General features: G+C 49.3%; 18 protein-coding genes and 1 other RNA gene. 8 read left to right on the plus strand and 11 right to left on the minus strand.

All coding sequences use genetic code 11. The annotated features are described in order from the left end of the window. Window positions 1–14: 14 nt before the first annotated feature. Together IEV89_RS14855 and IEV89_RS14860 are read right to left on the minus strand one after the other, a co-directional pair. Window positions 15–872 (minus strand): metal ABC transporter permease, encoded by an 858-nt coding sequence (locus IEV89_RS14855; protein WP_188474309.1) that lies wholly within the window; start codon window positions 870–872, stop codon window positions 15–17. Then, window positions 869–1,609: a metal ABC transporter ATP-binding protein gene (locus IEV89_RS14860; RefSeq protein WP_188474310.1), complete on the minus strand. Its 741-nt coding sequence runs from the start codon at window positions 1,607–1,609 to the stop codon at window positions 869–871. Before IEV89_RS14860 ends, IEV89_RS14855 begins: the two co-directional genes overlap by 4 nt. Before the next feature lie 271 nt (window positions 1,610–1,880). On the opposite strand from IEV89_RS14860, the gene IEV89_RS14865 reads away from it, so the two are divergent. The 3 genes from IEV89_RS14865 (at window position 1,881) to IEV89_RS14875 (ending at window position 3,217) form a co-directional block, all read left to right on the plus strand. Beyond that, window positions 1,881–2,150 carry a hypothetical protein gene (locus tag IEV89_RS14865; RefSeq protein WP_188474311.1) on the plus strand — a complete coding sequence of 90 codons (270 nt, stop codon included), beginning with the start codon at window positions 1,881–1,883 and terminating at the stop codon, window positions 2,148–2,150. Between the two features lie 447 nt (window positions 2,151–2,597). After that, window positions 2,598–2,966, plus strand: coding sequence for an Hha toxicity modulator TomB (gene tomB, locus IEV89_RS14870; RefSeq protein WP_188474312.1), 369 nt, complete (start codon window positions 2,598–2,600; stop codon window positions 2,964–2,966). Window positions 2,967–3,013: 47 nt separating this feature from the next. After that, the gene (locus tag IEV89_RS14875; RefSeq protein ID WP_188474474.1) at window positions 3,014–3,217 is read left to right on the plus strand and encodes an HHA domain-containing protein; all 204 of its coding nucleotides are present in this window, start codon (window positions 3,014–3,016) and stop codon (window positions 3,215–3,217) included. Between the two features lie 415 nt (window positions 3,218–3,632). Here the strand turns inward: IEV89_RS14875 and ffs are convergent. Next, an RNA gene (ffs, locus tag IEV89_RS14880) (signal recognition particle sRNA small type) lies at window positions 3,633–3,729 on the minus strand. A 207-nt stretch (window positions 3,730–3,936) separates the two neighbouring features. Here ffs and IEV89_RS14885 point away from each other — a divergent pair. Beyond that, on the plus strand, window positions 3,937–4,251 hold the full coding sequence (locus tag IEV89_RS14885; RefSeq protein WP_188474313.1) for an MGMT family protein: 315 nt from the start codon (window positions 3,937–3,939) through the stop codon (window positions 4,249–4,251). 59 nt (window positions 4,252–4,310) lie between these two features. On the opposite strand, the gene IEV89_RS14890 is transcribed toward IEV89_RS14885, so the two are convergent. Continuing rightward, entirely contained in the window at window positions 4,311–4,901 is a 591-nt protein-coding gene (locus IEV89_RS14890) for a YbaY family lipoprotein (RefSeq protein ID WP_188474314.1), read from the minus strand. A gap of 252 nt (window positions 4,902–5,153) precedes the next feature. Between IEV89_RS14890 and tesB the strand changes: the two genes are divergently transcribed. Then, window positions 5,154–6,020 (plus strand): acyl-CoA thioesterase II, encoded by an 867-nt coding sequence (gene tesB, locus IEV89_RS14895; protein WP_188474315.1) that lies wholly within the window; start codon window positions 5,154–5,156, stop codon window positions 6,018–6,020. Window positions 6,021–6,129: 109 nt separating this feature from the next. Here the strand turns inward: tesB and amtB are convergent, their stop codons facing one another. The 5 genes from amtB to IEV89_RS14920 form a co-directional block, all read right to left on the minus strand. Beyond that, window positions 6,130–7,419: an ammonium transporter AmtB gene (gene amtB / locus IEV89_RS14900; protein WP_188474316.1), complete on the minus strand. Its 1,290-nt coding sequence runs from the start codon at window positions 7,417–7,419 to the stop codon at window positions 6,130–6,132. Between the two features lie 66 nt (window positions 7,420–7,485). Then, window positions 7,486–7,824, minus strand: coding sequence for a P-II family nitrogen regulator (gene glnK, locus IEV89_RS14905; RefSeq protein WP_009639071.1), 339 nt, complete (start codon window positions 7,822–7,824; stop codon window positions 7,486–7,488). 339 nt (window positions 7,825–8,163) lie between these two features. Further along, on the minus strand, window positions 8,164–9,948 hold the full coding sequence (locus tag IEV89_RS14910; protein WP_188474317.1) for a SmdB family multidrug efflux ABC transporter permease/ATP-binding protein: 1,785 nt from the start codon (window positions 9,946–9,948) through the stop codon (window positions 8,164–8,166). Beyond that, window positions 9,941–11,728, minus strand: a complete 1,788-nt coding sequence (locus IEV89_RS14915; protein ID WP_188474318.1) for a SmdA family multidrug ABC transporter permease/ATP-binding protein — start codon at window positions 11,726–11,728, stop codon at window positions 9,941–9,943. The genes IEV89_RS14910 and IEV89_RS14915 overlap by 8 nt, the downstream gene beginning before the upstream one ends. A 191-nt stretch (window positions 11,729–11,919) precedes the next feature. Next, complete coding sequence (locus IEV89_RS14920; RefSeq protein WP_188474319.1) at window positions 11,920–12,375, minus strand: Lrp/AsnC family transcriptional regulator; 456 nt, start codon at window positions 12,373–12,375, stop codon at window positions 11,920–11,922. A gap of 120 nt (window positions 12,376–12,495) precedes the next feature. Here IEV89_RS14920 and IEV89_RS14925 point away from each other — a divergent pair, with 120 nt between their 5' ends. Further along, the gene (locus IEV89_RS14925) at window positions 12,496–13,539 is read left to right on the plus strand and encodes a PLP-dependent cysteine synthase family protein (protein ID WP_188474320.1); all 1,044 of its coding nucleotides are present in this window, start codon (window positions 12,496–12,498) and stop codon (window positions 13,537–13,539) included. A 67-nt stretch (window positions 13,540–13,606) separates the two neighbouring features. On the opposite strand, the gene IEV89_RS14930 is transcribed toward IEV89_RS14925, so the two are convergent. Beyond that, window positions 13,607–14,716 carry a YdcF family protein gene (locus tag IEV89_RS14930; protein ID WP_188474321.1) on the minus strand — a complete coding sequence of 370 codons (1,110 nt, stop codon included), beginning with the start codon at window positions 14,714–14,716 and terminating at the stop codon, window positions 13,607–13,609. Between the two features lie 175 nt (window positions 14,717–14,891). Beyond that, entirely contained in the window at window positions 14,892–15,710 is an 819-nt protein-coding gene (gene cof, locus IEV89_RS14935; protein WP_188474475.1) for an HMP-PP phosphatase, read from the minus strand. A 233-nt stretch (window positions 15,711–15,943) separates the two neighbouring features. Here cof and IEV89_RS14940 point away from each other — a divergent pair, with 233 nt between their 5' ends. Further along, window positions 15,944–17,644, plus strand: a complete 1,701-nt coding sequence (locus tag IEV89_RS14940) for an SgrR family transcriptional regulator (protein ID WP_188474322.1) — start codon at window positions 15,944–15,946, stop codon at window positions 17,642–17,644. Window positions 17,645–17,733: 89 nt separating this feature from the next. After that, window positions 17,734–18,432 carry a 7-cyano-7-deazaguanine synthase QueC gene (gene queC, locus IEV89_RS14945; protein ID WP_188474323.1) on the plus strand — a complete coding sequence of 233 codons (699 nt, stop codon included), beginning with the start codon at window positions 17,734–17,736 and terminating at the stop codon, window positions 18,430–18,432. The last annotated feature ends 37 nt before the right edge of the window (window positions 18,433–18,469 follow it).

The following is an 18,469-nucleotide window of genomic DNA, read 5'->3' on the forward strand; positions in this document are numbered from 1 at the left end:
TCTTGTGGTACTGCTTAACGACGCGATGCGGTTAACATGCCGCCCCGCGATCCAAATAATACTGAGATAAAGAAAATAATACTGGCACTGAGAACAATCGCTGGACCGGCTGGCAGTGACGCGTAATAAGACCATACAAGGCCGACCAGACTACTGATAATACCAATCACCACGGCACTCAGAAGGGTATGTGGCAGATCCCGTGCCCAAAAACGTGCACTGGCCGCAGGTAACATCATCAGGCCGACAGACATGAGAGTGCCGAGGATTTGGAAGCCGGCCACCAGGTTGATCACCACCAGCGCCAGAAAAATTCCATGTATTGCTGCCAGCCATTTACCGGCACTAACACGCAGGAACAATGAGTCGAAAGACTCAATCACCAGCGCACGATAAATCGCCGCCAGCACGAGCAGTGAACCACTGGCAATGATGCCAACCATGATGATAGCTGACGAATCGATCGCCAAAATCGAACCGAAAAGTACATGCAGTAAATCCACACTAGAACCGCGTAATGACACCAGCGTCACTCCAAGGGCCAAAGAACCCAGATAAAATCCGGCGAAGCTGGCATCCTCTTTCAATTCAGTCCGGCGGCTTACTAGTCCGGAAAGCATAGCCACAGCTAAGCCGGCGATAAATCCGCCAATCCCCATGGCAACCAATGACATTCCAGAAATTAAATAGCCAATTGCTGCGCCGGGTAATACTGCATGTGATAAAGCATCACCCACCAGACTCATACGTCGTAACAACAGAAAAACGCCGAGCGGTGTAGCACTGATGGACAGCGCCAGGCAGGCAATAAGCGCACGACGCATGAAGCCGAACTCAATAAAAGGATCGGCAAGTAAATGAAAAAGCATCATAACGCAGTGACCCCAGCAGTAAGGCTAAAGGTATCTGCGGAAACGCAGGCATGCATCCGATTAGGAAAATGATTGAGCACATCATTCGCTGTTCCCCAAATATTTCGCTCTGCGCTGAGATACAAAACCTGCGGAAAATGGCGTACTACCATTGAAATATCATGAAGTACTGCAATTATCGTTTTTCCCTCACGGTGCCATTGAGCAATGACTTTCAGCAAAAGCTCAATAGTCTGACTGTCAATACCCGTGAACGGCTCATCCAGCATGATTAGCGGAGCCTGCTGGATCAGCAGCCGCGCAAACAGAGTACGCTGTAGCTGCCCACCAGAAAGATCCCCAACTCGAGAATTCGCCATCGCGCTCATGCCAACCGTACTGAGAGCTTGAGCTACCCGCTCTGCTGACTGGCAACTGATGCCCCTAAAGAGTCCACTTTGTGGCCAACACCCCATGGCAACCAGATCAAAAACGCTAATAGGAAACGTACGGTCTAGTTCGGCTTGCTGCGGTAAATACGCCATACGTGGCAGCTTTCGACCCCCACCTTCCGCACTAAAAATAAGTTTGCCTGCGACTGCAGCTTGTAAACCGGCCAGGGTTTTCAATAAGGTGGACTTACCGGCGCCATTCGCACCGATAATCGCAGTCAGCGAACCTGTGGTAAAGCACCCATCCAGAGGCATAGCCACAGCATGTCGGTCATAGCCGACAGAAAGTTGTTTAACTGAAATCATGGCAATGAAATGGCCCAATAAACCCCACCCCAAAGCAGCGCCAGAAGAATAACAATGGCACCACAGCGGGCAAGTGCAGAGAGAGTAAATAGTGTGTTATGCATGGCGACCTCTTTTTTCGTTACATTATAACATCACAATAGTTAGCCATATACAACATTCTAAGTTGTAACTTTCTATTTTTGAGGCTATTAACTGATGCTAAAAGACTCACGCTCTATAGCAGTGAGTTCAGGTTTCACTCTCTTAGTGCCCGTAAAGGTAATCAAATATGAACTTAAAACAAAAAAAACTTATACATCATGCAGATAAAAAAATTGCTGTACAAAAAAATCCCAACACAGGACACATTTTCAAAAAAATATGCAATACTATAATTGAGTATCTTAGAGAGGGAGATAGAATGAAGAGACTAATCCCTTATGAAAATAATGGAAAAGACCTTTCCATATCATATTTACAACATCTTATTGATGCCCCTCTTTCAGATATTGAAGAGCTTTTAGTGAGTAATTTGTGTTATTACTCTACAAATGTGTAATATATACTAGATTTGTTGAAGATGATGTCGAGTGAGGCTATTGCTACTGGTACGTATTCAATGAGTTATCAGTTTAAATGTAGCGCTTCCCATGGATGCTTTGCCATTAATGTTGAAGAAACTGCTGCCGAGAGTGCGACATTTAAAGTGAAAAATCATGCGTTCGGATTTGATATCATAGATACTGAGCGTTCTGCTACAGCTCAGAAATTGTAAATTTTAGTAATATATTTGTGCAGTTTTAGTAAAATGAAATTCATTAAACCTGTTACCAATCTAATATAGTCTTTTCCAACGTATAAATGTTTATTGTGGTTGAGTAACAAACGATGTTTTAGCGAGTCGTCCAATGTATCTTGTAGTATACAGTTATCCATAAGCCATCAGGTTATGCTGTTACTCACTTAGTGCTATCAACACCGAATAAGCCATTACGGAGGGGATGATATGGATGAGTACTCGCCTAAGGGACATGATATAGCGCAGTTGCGGTTCCTCAATGAAAATCTTTATGATGAAGGGATTGCCACACTGGGAGACAGCCATCACGGCTGGGTTAACGACCCAACATCCGCGATGAATCTGCAATTGAACGAACTTATCGAGCACATTGCATCATTTGTGATGAGCTTTAAAATAAAATATCCTGATGATACTCATCTGAGCGATTTGGTAGAGGAGTATCTAGACGATACCTACACTTTGTTCAGTAATTATGGGATTAATGATTCTGATTTACGTCAATGGCAAAAAACCAAAAAACGATTATTCAGAATATTCTCAGGCGAGTACGTCTGTACCCTAATGAAAACTTAAGAAATACTTTACCCGCAGTATTTGAGATTAATAACGAAAAGGCCATGATGAACAAAATCGACTATTTGATGCGTTTAAGAAAATGCACCACAATTGATACACTAGAGCGCGTCATTGAGAAAAATAAGTACGAACTTTCCGACGATGAGCTGGAGTTGTTTTACTCCGCAGCTGATCATCGCCTTGCTGAGCTAACGATGAATAAGCTTTTTGACAAAGTTCCTGTCGCTGTTTGGAAGTTCGTACGTTAACTTTTTCAGAATATCTTGATTGGGCCGGTAATATAATCGGCCCGATGTTTATTATTCTTAAAAACTTATCCCACGTTCTCCATCGTGTACCTTATTGACAATTTTCTCCACCTTTCCTTAATTTTTGCCTGAAAATCTGTAATAAAAATTGGAATACCGCTCTGCTTGCACAGATCATAAAAGATAAGACTTTTCAGCCGCTTAAAGCCATCGAAGAAATCTGCCGCGCTTGTGATGCCAGTCAGCTAGGGTTATACATTTTGGCTATTCTACTCGCGCATTATTTAACCAAGCGGGTACATCACTAACGTCGAAAGGGGTGCGGTGAAGGTGCTTTTTTATAAGTGCAGAAAAATGATAAAAGAAAACTCAGGAAAGAGAATAAATAAAAAAGGTCAGGCAGAAATGGTGGAGGCCCTGCCAGCTACATCCCGGCACACACGACGCCTGCTGCGGCTGCTTCCTTCCGGACCTGACCGAGTTAACAAGTTAGTGTTGCGGGAGAACCAACAGAGCCTCCATTGTCATTACTGGCTCCGCTTATCTGCATAAGAAAAGTGAAGCGGCTTGCATTATCAGGGATGACAGTTCCAAAAGCAAGGTAACCGCCGACGACCGTTGTTTTCTTATACAATCTCTCCACCCCAACCAGCCCGGAAAGAAGCTTTATGGGATTAGGGTTTACGGCATAATGGGCAATCATCACTGAGGAGCCAGCCATGTCGGAGTCAGAGAGAGATACTTTTCGTCAGCGTGTTTACCAGATAATCGCAGCCATTCCTGCGGGACAGGTCACTACCTATGGCAACGTGGCGCAACTCGCCGGCTCACCACGCGCTGCACGCCAAGTGGGAGGCATACTCAGAAAATTGCCTGAAGGCAGTTCTCTGCCCTGGCACCGGGTAATTAACCGTCATGGTGAAATATCCCAACAAGGTGAGGATTTCAAACGTCAGCGCCAGGCTTTGTTATCAGAAGGCATTATGTTCGAAAACGGACGCATTGATCTGAAGAAACATGGCTGGAGGTGGTGATGACCGCCATAAAAAAACACCGCAATGGCGGTGTTTTTAACGTTAGCTAAACCGGAGAATTAATACATCGGCTGAGTTGACGCTGGGCTAACCGAGGTCGGAGCCATGGTATTTGGTGAGGCTCCAAGCCCCGGCTCATTTGGGTTACTCATTGGGCCTAACCCGGCTGGCTTGGTCGTAACCGGTACTGAAGCGACAGGCACCAACTGCAGGTCAGCACGAGTTCCCTGACCACGGTTGACGACTTCTTTTACTGAATCAGTGATGAACGTCATCTGACCATTCACCGTCACCGCCGCACTAAGGATGACTCGGGCATTCGGCTGAATATCCTGAGGGTTGTACGGCAGAATAAAGGTAAAGGGTGCCTGTTTCCCCCCGGTACGCGCAACGTTCTGTGAAATCACGCGGGATGGGGCGTCAGACATGGAGGCATCAGACAGAGTAACTGTCAGCACAGCATCTGGCGGCAAAGCAATTCGCTGAGAAATATTCACGGTACCCGATACGTTAGGGCCAGTGATTGCCGGACCGGACGGGCTGGCCGACGTATTGGCAGGAGCTTCCTGCGCGGGCATAGTGTGTTGCGAAGCGCAACCGGCCAGTGTGAGAGACAGCGCGGTTCCACCTACAATCTGCCAAAGCTTCATTGATCGTACTCCTTTTTATTATTCGCTTGTCGACAAGCTCTAATAAACGCCGACTATGAATAGTGGCTTTAACCACCTTACTCATTAATCATGGCACAAAAGTCTGGAACTTTCCTGCCGACAGCTAAATTCAGCTTCTGAACACTGTTTTTTTTTACTATTATGAAAGAGATAACTCACCGCCTCTCCTGCCGTAGTTGATTTATCAGGGTTCTCCGCCCCGTCAGGAGACCAACTTTCATGAGGCCACCTATGAGTCAGGCACTGCAAAACTTACTGGATCTGCTTGATCTGGAAAAAATCGAAGAAGGGTTGTTTCGTGGCCAGAGTGAAGATCTTGGCCTGCGCCAAGTCTTCGGTGGTCAAGTTGTCGGGCAGGCGCTGTATGCGGCCAAACAAACCGTACCCAGTGAGCGCGGGATCCACTCCTTCCACAGCTATTTTTTACGTCCCGGAGACAGCAGTAAACCGATCATTTATGATGTGGAAATTCTGCGCGATGGCAACAGTTTCAGCGCCCGCCGCGTCAAAGCCGTACAAAATGGCAAACCTATTTTCTATATGACCGCATCGTTCCAGAGCCAGGAAGAAGGTTTTGAACATCAGAACACCATGCCGGATGTACCGCCGCCAGAGTCGCTTATGTCTGAATCAGATATCGCCAAAAACCTGGCACATCTGATACCGGAAAAAGTACGGGAGAAGTTCATCGGCCAGAAACCCATCGAAATGCGCCCGGTAAAATTCTATAACCCACTCAGGGGAACCGTGGAAGAACCGAATCGCGCAGTATGGTTCCGCGCTAATGGGGTAATGCCTGATGATTTGCGTATTCACCAGTATTTACTGGGTTATGCATCAGATTTCAATTTCCTGCCCACGGCATTACAACCTCACGGTATCGGCTTCCTTGAACCGGATATGCAGGTCGCTACCATCGATCATTCTATGTGGTTCCACCGTCCATTCCGTATGGATGACTGGCTGCTCTATGCCGTCGAAAGTACCTCAGCCTCTGGTGCGCGCGGTTTTGTCCGAGGCCAATTCTATACCCGCGATGGCGTACTTATTGCCTCAACAGTTCAGGAAGGCGTGATCCGCAAAAGAAAATCTGAGTAATCAAAAGTTGCTATAAAAAAAGGGGCGATATTGTTATCGCCCCTTTTCACATTCACCAGTATTTATATATTTGTTATGAAGTTAGAAAGCCCCTTCATTTAAAATCCTATCACTGGTTGTAGGCATTCTCTCCGTGGCTGTTCACGTCCAGACCTTCGCGTTCCTGTTCTTCAGGGACACGCAGACCGACCAGCATATCTGCCACTTTGAAAGCGATAAAGGCGACAACACCAGACCATACCAGCGTAACGCCGACGCTTAATAGCTGAATCCAAACCTGATGACCCATGGTCACGCCTTCTGCGTAGCCTACGCCGCCCAGAGAACTGGAAGTGAATACGCCTGTTAGAATACAACCCACAATACCGCACACGCCGTGCACACCAAATACATCACAGGTATCATCCACATTCAGCCATTTTTTCAGAGTAACGACACCCCAAAGACCGGCAACACCACCGACCAGACCGATAACTAATGCACCACCAACACCGACCGTACCGCATGCCGGGGTGATAGCAACCAGACCCGCGATCGCACCAGAGCTTGCGCCCAGCAGAGAAGGCTTACCACGCACCATCCACTCAACCAAGGTCCAGGAAAGGATGGCACCCGCGGTAGCCATCACCGTGTTCAGGAAAGCCAGTGCAGCTATAGAGCTTGCCGCACTTGCTGAACCGGCGTTGAAACCAAACCAGCCAACATACAGAATCGATGCACCCGTGAAGACCATTGGCAGGTTGTGTGGTTTGAACGCTTCTTTACCGAAACCTGCGCGTTTGCCCAGCATATAAGCACCGACCAGACCCGCGATAGCGGCATTGATGTGAACCACTGTGCCACCGGCAAAGTCCAACGCACCGTCAGCAGCCAGGAAACCACCCGCCCATACCATGTGTGCAATCGGCAGATAAGAGAAGGTCAACCAAATCACAGTGAAAATAAGGACTGCAGCAAAACGAACACGCTCTGCCAGACCACCCACGATCAGTGCAACCGTGATGCAAGCAAATGAGCACTGGAAGGCCACATGGATCATCTGCGAGAAGGTGCCGGTGACGGAATCCAAACCAATGCCTTTGAGCATCGCGTTACCAAACCCACCGAAGAAGGCATTGCCTTCGCTGAAGGCCAGACTGTAGCCATACAGCATCCAGAGTACGCAGACCAAAGCAAAAGTAACGATAACCTGTGTCAGCATCGACAACACGTTTTTAGAACGCAGCAAGCCGCCGTAGAACAACGCTACACCGGGAACCGTCATGAAGAGTACTAATGCGGTACAAATCATCATAAAGGCATTATCAGCACCGTTTGCCACTGCTGGAGCCGCTGCCATGGCGAGTGATGGCAACATGGCTACAGAACCGAGTCCCATCATCGAAAGAAGTTTTTTCATTATTAACCCACCCCTGTTTCTCTAAGCTGTTGTTCTAAATTATGATCGAAAGTCGTGAGTCCGAAATTACAGTGCTGCTTCGTCGGTTTCGCCGGTACGGATGCGAATAACGCGTTGCAATTCAGCAACAAAAATTTTGCCATCACCGATCTTGCCGGTGTAGGCCGCTTTGCTTATCACATCGATGACTTCATCAAGTTGATCATCGGCAATCGCAATATCTATTTTGACTTTTGGCAGGAAATTAACGCTGTACTCCGCACCACGGTACAACTCCGCGTGTCCCTTCTGACGACCAAACCCTTTAACTTCGGTCACGGTCAGCCCTTGGATTCCTACAGCAGACAGCGCTTCGCGCACGTCTTCCAGCTTGAAAGGTTTGATCACCACAGTAACCAGCTTCATTTTGCCACTCCTCGAATTAAGAGCTTGTCGCGAGGGGATTCGCGCCCGATACGCAAGTAATAAAGCAAAGGCTGTGCCAGAGTTGTTTTCTTCAGTTGATTACTTTATTAACCGCATAGCAGCGGCATTTTAAGAATAATCGCCAGAAGGGAAAAACCAGGTGGTGCAAAAAGGTTGAGGAGAAACGCACCATAAAAGTGCATGACGCTTTTTTTCAGTGCATTACAGTAGGAATGGAAAAGGAGGATGCGATAAGGCGGTGCATTGAACAACCAACCCGCAAAAAGTGGGTAAAATAAAAGGCGGAAACCGCCTTCAAGACGGTTCCAGATTTTGATTTTAACTGTTCTCAGTTACCGGGATCTCATGCTGGCCAGAAGCTAACTCTTCACCCACCAACTGCAACTGATACATTTGATAATATCGACCTTTTTCGGCCAGAAGCTGCTGATGGTTACCCTGCTCGACCGCCTGACCACGATGCAAAACCAGAATGTTGTCAGCATCGACAATCGTCGATAAACGGTGGGCAATCACCACCAGCGTAGTATGTCGCCTGATGGAGCGAAGCGCGCGTTGGATCGCTTGTTCCGTGCCGGAGTCAATATTGGCGGTTGCCTCGTCAAGGATCAAAATTTCCGGGGCTTGCACCAGAACACGTGCCATTGCCAATAATTGTTTCTGTCCAACTGACAGATTATTCCCCTGCTCACCGAGGCGGGTATATATGCCGTCCGGCATCGCTCTCACCAACGGCGCAAGCTGAACAGTTTCCAGTGCATGCCAAACCTGCTCCTCGTCAATATCGCGACCTAACGTCACATTGACATACACCGACTCAGCCAGAACCACCGGATCCTGCTGAACCATAGCAATGCCTTTTCGCAGAGAGGTGTGAGATAGCTCAGAGAGAAGGCGCCCGTCCACCCGGATCTCGCCATGCGTGATTGGGTAGTAGCCCATCAATAAATTCGCCAACGTGCTTTTGCCACTACCAGTATGCCCCACCAACGCAGCAAAACCACGCGAAGGCACCTGGAGGCCGATATTCTCCAGCACCCATTTGTCCGCGTTGTAGGCAAAACTCAGATCTCGAATATCAATCTTCCCGCTGGCCAGTGGTTTAACATCTTCACCATACTGCTGCTGCGCGCGGTCCATAAGCTCAAAAATACGTTCACCGGCCACCACCGCTTGCTGAAAGATCGACTGCTGCGAGGTGAGCGCAATCAGCGGCTCGTTCAGTCGCCCGAGATAGTTAATAAAGGCGTACAGCACGCCGACACCAATGGAGCCCTCTGCGCTGAATCCAAACAGTAATAAAAGGCCGCACAGCACCAGAGAGGCAAACAAGCTCAGCAATGGCCGTAATAAAAAACCTTCCATTTTCAGTGTCTGCATACGGGCAAAGTAATGCGACTGGCTGGCCTTTGCCAGACGATCGCCGAAACGCTTCTGTTGGCGGAATTGCTGAATCACGCCCATGCCGTTAATCACTTCATTGAAACCATCATTGATATCCGCCAGATAGCTGCGCACCCGGCGCACAATCGGTGTGCTGTAGACCTGATAGATGGCCATCACGATAAATACTGCCGGGAAAATACAGATAGCGATAGATGCGAGCCGCCAGTCGAGGCTGTACATCGCCACTAGCATTGCGCCTATCAGCGCCATACTGCGCAATACCGTTGAGACTACCGTGACATAAAGATCACGAATCACTTCAGTATCATTGGTAACGCGAGAGATTAACTGCCCCACTGGCTGGGTATCGAAGGCGCTGAGAGGCTGACGTAGTGCCGCATCCATGACGTCAGTTCTCAACCGCTGCACCACGCCAACGGCTGCACGATTAAATAGCAACGCCTGAAAGTAGTGCAATCCGGCAGCCAGAAATTGCAGCAAAATAAAGGTAATCGCCAGCAGACTGACCATCCCGAGCGGCAACATGCCTTTAGCGACGTAGTTATCGATAAAGAAACTGATGAGAATAGGACCGAGCACCTCGGCCGCTGCTGCCACCCACAGCATGATCACCGCTATCGACAATGGCTTACGGTAGGTCTTGCCATAACTGAGCAACCGTTTCAGCGTTGGCCAGCTTTTCTGAATTTTAATCATCTTTATTTTCTACCAAAACCTGTGAAAGCTTTTCTGCCGGGACATCGTCTAGTGCGGCTTCCAGCTGTTGATAGCGGTACATATCACGATACCAGCCGGGTTGTGAGGACAGATGGTTATGATCGCCACGCTGAGTCACCGTCCCGCTGCTAAACACCAGAATTTCGCTGGCTTCGGTCAGTGCCGACAGGCGATGGGCGCTGATGATCACGGTACGATCACTGCCCCACTCACGTAAGTTGTGCAAAATTTGATGCTCGGTACGACCATCCACGGCAGACAGCGCATCATCGAGGATCAGGATTTCCGCCTGTAACAGCAGCGCTCGGGCAATCGAAATTCGTTGCTTCTGCCCACCTGAAAGCATGACGCCTCGCTCTCCGACTTCAGTTTCATAACCTTGTGGCAGACGCAGAATGTCGTCGTGAACGCTGGCTAAACGCGCTGCGGTCTCAATCTCTGCCTGCGTTGCTTCAGGGCGACCGAGAGCGATATTTTGTGCGACTGTGTCAGAAAACAAGAAGGGTGTCTGGCTGACAACGGCCATACGACCACGCCAGTCATCAAGCCGGATCGTTTTCAGTGACATACCGTTATAGTGAATATCGCCCTGGGTCACATCAAACTGGCGTTGAATCAGCCCGAGTAAGGTACTTTTCCCCGAACCCGTTGGCCCACATAACCCCAACATCTGGCCGGGACGCAGTGTGAAGCCCACCGAATGCAGCGCCGGCTGGTTGTTTTCGGGGTAATGGAAGTCGTCAATATGCACCTCAAGTCTGGCGCGTCCAGCAGGCAGCGGCGTTTCACCGTCAACGACGCTTGGTGCTTCCTCTAATAAACTGCGGATCCGGCTGTAAGCCGCGCTACCACGTTCAACAATATTGAACATCCAGGCCAGCGCCAGCATCGGCCAGATCATCAGCCCGAGGTACATAACAAAACTGGTCAGTTGGCCGAGCGTCAGGTGCCCGTTAACGACCATCCAACTCCCCCCCCCGATAGCCAGCAGGTTAGCCATCCCGATAGCGACATAAATCGTCGGGTCGAAACGGGCATCAACACGTGCGACACGCATATTTTTAACGCCGGTATCTGCGGCGACGTCTGCAAATTGGGAGGACTGATGGTTTTCCAGACCGAAAGCCTTGATCATGCGGATACTGGTCAAGCTCTCCTGTGCCTGATCGTTTAAGGAGGAGAACGCCGCTTGCGCTGTTTTGAAACGCTGATGGAGCTGGTCACCATAACGTTTGATAACCATTGCCATAATTGGCATGGGTACCAGAGATAATAGGGTCAGCTCCCAGCTGATTTGTATGGCCATGACGATCAGTACTGCAAGCCCCATCACCATCGAATCAACCAGCGTCAGCACGCCTTCACCCGCGGCGAAGACCACACGATCCACGTCATTGGTGGCGCGGGCAATCAGATCACCAGTACGATGACGCAAATAAAAGGCAGGATGCTGGCGACTGAGCTGCTTAAAGAAGCTCTGCCGCAGTTCTACGGCCAGCTGATAGGATGCCCCGAACAACAGGACTCGCCAGACATAGCGCAACAGATAAACCACAATTGCCGTTACCAGCATCAGTCCGAGCCAGCCGAATAACACGGTTGAAGTCATCTGTTTTGAGGTCACACCATCAATGATGATCCCCACCAGTTTTGGCGGCAGTAACTGCAAAATAGCGATCACAATCAGCAGAGCAACGGCACCGAGATAACGTCGCCATTCGCGGCGGAAATACCAACCTAGTTGAGCAAACAATCTCACGCAGAGTTATCCATTTGTTGATGACCAACATATTGGCCGTCTAAAACACAAAGTCGTTTTTATTATCGAACCACCACCAGAATAACACTGTTAACACGCCATTCTGATGAAACTTTTTGCTGAAACATTGCATAACCACTCAACCTCAATGACGTTACAGCAAGACAGTAGTCGCAGAGGTCCCGATGTCCTTATAATGGTAATGCAGTCGTGGATTTAATACGTTCCATCGCAAAACTCGAGGTCACGTCGATCAAGCCCGAAACGCCGTTCACCAGACGTTTGTAAAAATTGTCGTAACTTTTCATATCGGCCACCTGCACCTGGAGTAGATAATCGTACTCCCCCGCCATGCGGTAAAAGCTCAGCACCTCGGGCAATGCCGCCACCTGACTGACAAAATTTTGATACCAGTCGCTGCTGTGATGCTGGGTCTTAATCAGCACAAACGCCGTCAGGCTTAGTCCCAGTTTTTCGTTATCCAGCAACGCAACTCGACCCCGAATAATGCCCTCATCTTCCATCCGTTTCAGACGTTTCCAGCAAGGCGTGGTCGTCAGATTGACTGCCTCTGCCAGCACGGTGATCGACTGAGTGCAGTCTTCTTGCAACATCGCCAATAGCTTGCGATCTATTTTATCTACCATTTCACCTCCTTGGAGAAAAATATTCTCTTTTTGATGTCACTCATGGGTTAAATAGTAACTTATTTCTCTGTTGAATACGTTAACCTAAACATAATCAAAATCTTTGCTACGGACCTTAACATGACCAATGCCTGGGTGAATCACGCCATTAAAGAGATCGACGCCGACTTTCAGCGTTCTGCCGATACCCATCTGATACGTCTTAGCTTGGCGGATTTCCCCGGTATTGCGCTCTACTTGAAAGATGAAAGCACGCATCCGTCAGGCAGTCTGAAACACCGCCTGGCACGCTCGCTGTTTCTGTACGGATTATGCAATGGTTGGATCCGGGAAAACACCCCGATCATTGAAGCCTCTTCAGGCAGCACCGCCGTTTCTGAAGCCTATTTTGCCCGTCTGCTCGGCCTGCCGTTTATCGCCGTGATGCCGTCATGTACCGCACCGCGTAAGATTCAGCAAATCGAATTTTACGGTGGGCGCTGCCATTTTGTAGAAAACTCAGGTCAGATTTATGCCGCGTCGGAACAACTGGCCCGGGAAATGAACGGCCATTATATGGATCAGTTCACTTACGCAGAGCGCGCGACTGATTGGCGCGGGAACAACAGCATTGCCGACAGCATTTTCCGCCAGATGTCTCTAGAACCGCATCCGGTACCGCGTTATCTGGTGATGAGTGCCGGTACTGGCGGTACCTCAGCTACGCTTGGCCGCTATATCCGTTATAAAGGGCACCAGACTGAACTGGTGGTGGTTGACCCTGAAAACTCGGTATTCTATGACTACTTTCTACAGCGCGATCCTTCTGTGACCGCACAATGCAGTAGCAAGATTGAAGGGATTGGCCGCCCGCGCGCAGAGCCATCATTTATTCCCAGCGTGATCGATAGCATGATCCCCGTTCCCGATGCCGCCAGTATTGCTACCCTGCGCTGGCTGGAAGGAATTTTGGGCCGCAAGGTCGGTGCTTCAACTGGCACCAATATGTGGGGCGCACTTCAGTTGGCAAAGCAGATGCGGGACAAAGGTGAAACAGGCTCGATCGTCACTTTGCTGTGCGACAGTGGTGAACGGTATTTAAACACCTATTTCAATGATGAGTGGATCGCAGCGAATATCGGCGACATCAGCCATTATAGCGAGCAGCTAGCCGGCGTGCGCTGAGGGCAGATCAGAAGTAAAAAAGGCGGCAAAACCGCCTTTCTCTTCCCTTTGACAGTGCTGATTTATATTAACGCTCTTCAAGCGGATAGCTGCGGAAACTCCACAGTCCCATGGTTTTCAGCGCATCGCGGTAAATCCCCTGTCTATCCCCGTCAGAGACTTTTTGGAGTTCAGCCAAAGGCTTATCAATAGCCGCAACCGAGACAAAACGGATATCACGCGGACCGGTTTCCCAACTGGCGATAGTGAACAGGGCCTGAGCACGGCGCACATGACTACCAGAACTAACAACCACCGCATTTTTGATGCGATGTTTGGCCAGCGCATAGCGGCTGAATAACGCGTTTTCAACCGTCGAGCGGGCAAAGTTATCCTGATAAATACGCTTGCTATCGATGCCCTTACTCACCAGCCATTGCGACATCAGCTTACCTTCCGTCTGGTGGCTTTGCGGCACGCCGCCAGTGACAACAATCATTGCGTCGGGCAACTGTTTGGCGAGTTCCAGCGTTTTATCCAACCGTTGGATCAGCACTTTGTTCATCGAACCATCAGGATCGAGCGCATAACCTAAGGTGATAATCGCGGTAGGACCGGTGAACGATTTGGCGACGTCGGCAGGTAAGGCGTCACGAAGCGGCATCAATGTGACCTCATCAATCACCGCAAAGACTTTTTTCAGTTGATCTGCACGGCCAAGATTAAGCTTTTTGAGTTCAGCCATTTGCGACTCTACGGCGGTAGTATTGCCTTTGTAACGCTGCCACGCGGCGATATAACTGTGGGCATCGACGTCATCTGGCGCGATGTCCAGGATCTGCTGATACAACATAAGAGCCTTATTGACATTTCGATTGTAAATGTACGCACTGGCGGTGCTAAAGAGTAAGTCAGCACGATAGGGTTCCAGTTTACTCGCCTGCTCAAGACGATCGGCAACAATTTCCATGTTGGTGGGCAGTTTGCCGGTAAAACCTGCATCAGAAACCCGGGCTGGAGATTTAAAAGCAGTCAACGCGTCTTGGATCAGAAAGTCGACGGTCTGACGCTCGGAAATGTATTGTTGATAATCAGCCTGAGGCTGAAGCGTAGTTATGGCCCTGGCGGACACATTGACAGAAATGAACAAAGTTAAAGCAAGTGCAATACGGGTTACCCCATGAGTAGCGATCATCATTTTATCCTTAACGGGTGAACTACCTGTCGGGACTATAGATAAAAGCAAGGTTGAGTAATAGACAGACAGGGTCAGATCGACGAACTATATGAAAACCATATGTCAATTTTGTGACAGAGATGCGTGCAACAGAAAAAAGCCGGGACAGATAGCCCGGCTGGCTGAAATAACCTTATTATTCGGGGGAATAGGTGAGGTGTGGTGAATGCAGCCAATGTTGTAAAAAGTGGGACACGGCCTGGTTTTGGCAATGACCAATAATTTGCAGGTGGGGAGAGTGTTGTTTCAATACGGGCAACGCATTACCCATGACCAGCCCCATGCCGACATTTTCCAGCATTTCGCGGTCGTTCATCGCATCACCAAAAGCCATACATTCGGACATATCAATATTCAGACCGGCCGTCAGCAATGCAAGCGCACTGCCTTTGTTGCTGCCAGCTGGCATGATATCCAGACAATCGGCGGCAGAGAAACAGAGGTCAACGCGCGAACCAAAATGCGCCTCAATAGACGGCACCAACTGGAGAAGAACATCATGCGGAGCGGTGAAGCACACTTTGCTGTTACCGGTGACGGGGAGCGTGGACAGCTCGTGTAGCTGGTAGCGAAAACCGCTGAACTCATGCGGTACCAACAGTTGCGGATCATCATGATCGGTAAACCAGCCGTCATCACGAAAAACATGCACGCTGGCAGACGTATTCCAATTTGTACTCAATAGTTCTTCAGCGCAATCCGCCGGCAAATCAGTAGCATGCAGACGGTACCCGGCCAAATCATGAATGCGGGTGCCGTTGCCAGTGATCAAATACCCTTTCAGATCCAGATTAGCCAGAATCGTTTTCATTTCAAGGTAATGTCGGCCTGTCGCAAAAGTCAACGTCATGGGTTGTTCAGCCAGTTGGCGCAGGGTAGACAGTGTTTTCTCACCTAACCGGTGATCAGGCATTAACAACGTGCCATCCATATCAAATGCAGCCAGACGGAACATAAAACCTCGCAATAGCAGATAAAGCAGCATGAAAAGAGTTTCTTGTCTGGCTGCCCAGGAGAAAGTTAACGGTGTAAGTATGCAGCGGTATTTACGGAAGTAATAGTGAACAGTTTATAAATAGTGTTCCGGATTTAGATCACATTACACCCTTCTGCCTGATGTGACCGTCATGCAGCTTCGATATGCTGGCCACCCTATGGCAAACTTTCTTCAGGTGTTGCGAATTTTCTATGCGATTACAAAACCGCCTCAATCAGTATCAACGACTGTATGTGAAAGTGGGTGATCAGCCTTCGGCATTAAGAGTGGCTGATCTGGCCAAAATATTCGTTTGCAGTGAACGTCATACCCGAACCTTACTGGCACAGTTCCAAGATGCAGGCTGGATAAGCTGGCAATCGCAGGTGGGTCGAGGAAAACGTGCTTCGATTCAATGCCTGACATCGCCGGAAAGTTTGCGCGAGTCCTATTTGCAACAGCTATTGAAAAATGGTGATCACTCGGCAGCTTTGCAACTCAGCGAAATGGACCCCAAACATCTTACGGTTCTACTGACTCCGCATCTCGGCGGACAGTGGCAGGCCGATGCACCGACGCTGCGCATTCCCTATTACCGCACTATGCAGCCCCTGGATCCGCAAACCCTGACCGGTCGTGCAGAACAACATCTTGCGCATACACTGCATGCAGGGCTGACGCGTTTTATCACCGGTGAGCCACTTCCTCAACCGGATCTTGCGCATCACTGGCAGATCAGTAATAACGGTAAAATCTGGCGCTTCTTCTTGCGTAGCCAACTTTATTGGCACAATGGCGAACCCGTGACCGCAGGACAGCTATGCGCACGCTTTGAAGTACTACGGCAGTCGCCGCGCAGCAGACAAAGTCTTGCGACAGTGACCAACCTCAGCCAGCCTCATGCCCTCTGTCTGCAATTCGATTTGCAAATACCGGATTACTGGCTGGCACACCGTCTGGCTGATCTCAATTGTCTATTGTCGCATCCTGATGACCCACTTTGCGGAGCCGGGCCGTTTCGTCTGGCAAGTTTTGCCCCAGAATTGGTTCGCCTGGAGCAACACACCTACTACCACTTACAACATCCTTTCCTGGCCGCAATTGAATTTTGGATCACACCACAACTTTTCACGAAAAAAGATAAAATCAGTTGCCAGCACCCGGTACGAATAATGCTAGGTGAAGAAGATGAACTGGTAGACGTAAAGCCGGTGAAACGCATGACTAGTCTCGGTTTTTGCTATATTGCGGCCAACCTACGGCGCGGAAATTTATCCTCGCAACAGGCACAGAAGATCATAATGATCATTCAGCGATCCGGTCTACTGAGCAGGCTCCCCATTGACCACGATCTGGTTAAACCCAGCAAAGAGATGTTGCCTGAATGGCCGATCCCCGAACACCCTATGTCGCAGGTGACCTTGCCGAAAAAACTAAAATTAGTTTTCCACCCGCCCATTGAACTTGAATTCGTGGCCGAGGCGCTGAAATCCTGCCTGGCCGATGAGGCCTGCGAATTAGAGGCCATCTATCATCCTGGCCGTTTATGGGACAGTGAAGAGTCGATAAATTCTGCCGACCTGCTGCTAGGCGATCGCTTAATTGGCGAGGCTCCGGAAGCGACACTGGAAAACTGGCTGCGCCAGGATCCGCTCTGGCCTGGTATTCTCAGTGATCAAGATCTTCAGGAGCAGCTCAATCGCCTGCATTCTATTCAGCAAATTCCGCTGGCCAATAAAAGAGCAGAGGAGCTGAGAGATCATTTTTATCGCCTGATGAAACGTGGGATCATCACGCCGCTGTTTAACTATCAATATCAGGTTAGCGCGCCGCCTCGCGTCAATGGAGTACAGCTTACAGCGTGGGGATGGTTTGATTTTTGTCAGGCGTGGATCCCGCCGCCACTGCCCTAACCTTTTATATCAAGCCAAAGGGCAGTACCATAGACGGGATTTTTTCTGTCAGCACATCTGGCATAGGTCTGAGTAAAACAGGTAAATACATGAAAAGAGCAGTGGTGGTTTTTAGCGGTGGTCAGGACTCAACAACCTGCCTGATTCAGGCATTGACGCAATATGATGAAGTACATTGCATCACCTTCGATTATGGTCAACGACATCGCGCAGAGATCGACATTGCCCGCAAACTTTCTGTAGCGTTAGGCGCCAAAGCCCACAAGGTGCTGGATGTCGGTCTGCTGAACGAACTGGCCGTGAGCAGCCTGACCCGTGACAATATTCCTGTCCCCGCTTTCGGTGAGGAGTCTGACAACGGGCTCCCGAGCACCTTTGTTCCAGGCCGAAATATTTTATTCCTTACATTAGCGGCGATCTATGCCTACCAGATTCAGGCCGAAGCCGTGATCACTGGCGTATGTGAAACCGATTTCTCCGGCTATCCGGATTGCCGCGACGAATTCGTCAAAGCACTTAACCATGCAGTTTCATTGGGTATAGCCCGCGAAATACGCTTTGAAACACCGCTCATGTGGTTGAACAAAGCTGAAACCTGGGCACTGGCCGATTATTATCAGCAACTGGAGCTTGTACGCCACCAAACGCTCACCTGCTATAACGGTATCGCTGGTGATGGCTGTGGCGACTGCGCGGCCTGTCATTTGCGTGCTAATGGTCTACATCAGTACCAGCAGGATAAAATTGCCGTGAATGCCAGCCTGAAAAAGAAAATCGGACAGCTTTAATTTTAAGAAATGGGTGACCGGATTTGATGCTTCACAT

Source organism: Hafnia psychrotolerans, assembly GCF_014639435.1.
Taxonomy (GTDB): domain Bacteria; phylum Pseudomonadota; class Gammaproteobacteria; order Enterobacterales; family Enterobacteriaceae; genus Ewingella; species Ewingella psychrotolerans.

Excerpts from the sequence above, each read along its gene's own strand:
- amtB (WP_188474316.1), bottom strand. The coding sequence starts at position 7,419 with ATGAAAAAACTTCTTTCGATGATGGGACTCGGTTCTGTAGCCATGTTG.
- IEV89_RS14940 (WP_188474322.1), top strand. The coding sequence starts at position 15,944 with ATGCGATTACAAAACCGCCTCAATCAGTATCAACGACTGTATGTGAAA.
- IEV89_RS14890 (WP_188474314.1), bottom strand. The coding sequence starts at position 4,901 with ATGAAGCTTTGGCAGATTGTAGGTGGAACCGCGCTGTCTCTCACACTG.
- IEV89_RS14855 (WP_188474309.1), bottom strand. The coding sequence starts at position 872 with ATGATGCTTTTTCATTTACTTGCCGATCCTTTTATTGAGTTCGGCTTC.
- tomB (WP_188474312.1), top strand. The coding sequence starts at position 2,598 with ATGGATGAGTACTCGCCTAAGGGACATGATATAGCGCAGTTGCGGTTC.
- glnK (WP_009639071.1), bottom strand. The coding sequence starts at position 7,824 with ATGAAGCTGGTTACTGTGGTGATCAAACCTTTCAAGCTGGAAGACGTG.
- IEV89_RS14860 (WP_188474310.1), bottom strand. The coding sequence starts at position 1,609 with ATGATTTCAGTTAAACAACTTTCTGTCGGCTATGACCGACATGCTGTG.
- IEV89_RS14930 (WP_188474321.1), bottom strand. The coding sequence starts at position 14,716 with ATGATGATCGCTACTCATGGGGTAACCCGTATTGCACTTGCTTTAACT.
- IEV89_RS14910 (WP_188474317.1), bottom strand. The coding sequence starts at position 9,948 with ATGATTAAAATTCAGAAAAGCTGGCCAACGCTGAAACGGTTGCTCAGT.
- IEV89_RS14875 (WP_188474474.1), top strand. The coding sequence starts at position 3,014 with ATGAACAAAATCGACTATTTGATGCGTTTAAGAAAATGCACCACAATT.
- queC (WP_188474323.1), top strand. The coding sequence starts at position 17,734 with ATGAAAAGAGCAGTGGTGGTTTTTAGCGGTGGTCAGGACTCAACAACC.
- cof (WP_188474475.1), bottom strand. The coding sequence starts at position 15,710 with ATGTTCCGTCTGGCTGCATTTGATATGGATGGCACGTTGTTAATGCCT.
- tesB (WP_188474315.1), top strand. The coding sequence starts at position 5,154 with ATGAGTCAGGCACTGCAAAACTTACTGGATCTGCTTGATCTGGAAAAA.
- IEV89_RS14920 (WP_188474319.1), bottom strand. The coding sequence starts at position 12,375 with ATGGTAGATAAAATAGATCGCAAGCTATTGGCGATGTTGCAAGAAGAC.
- IEV89_RS14925 (WP_188474320.1), top strand. The coding sequence starts at position 12,496 with ATGACCAATGCCTGGGTGAATCACGCCATTAAAGAGATCGACGCCGAC.
- IEV89_RS14865 (WP_188474311.1), top strand. The coding sequence starts at position 1,881 with ATGAACTTAAAACAAAAAAAACTTATACATCATGCAGATAAAAAAATT.
- IEV89_RS14885 (WP_188474313.1), top strand. The coding sequence starts at position 3,937 with ATGTCGGAGTCAGAGAGAGATACTTTTCGTCAGCGTGTTTACCAGATA.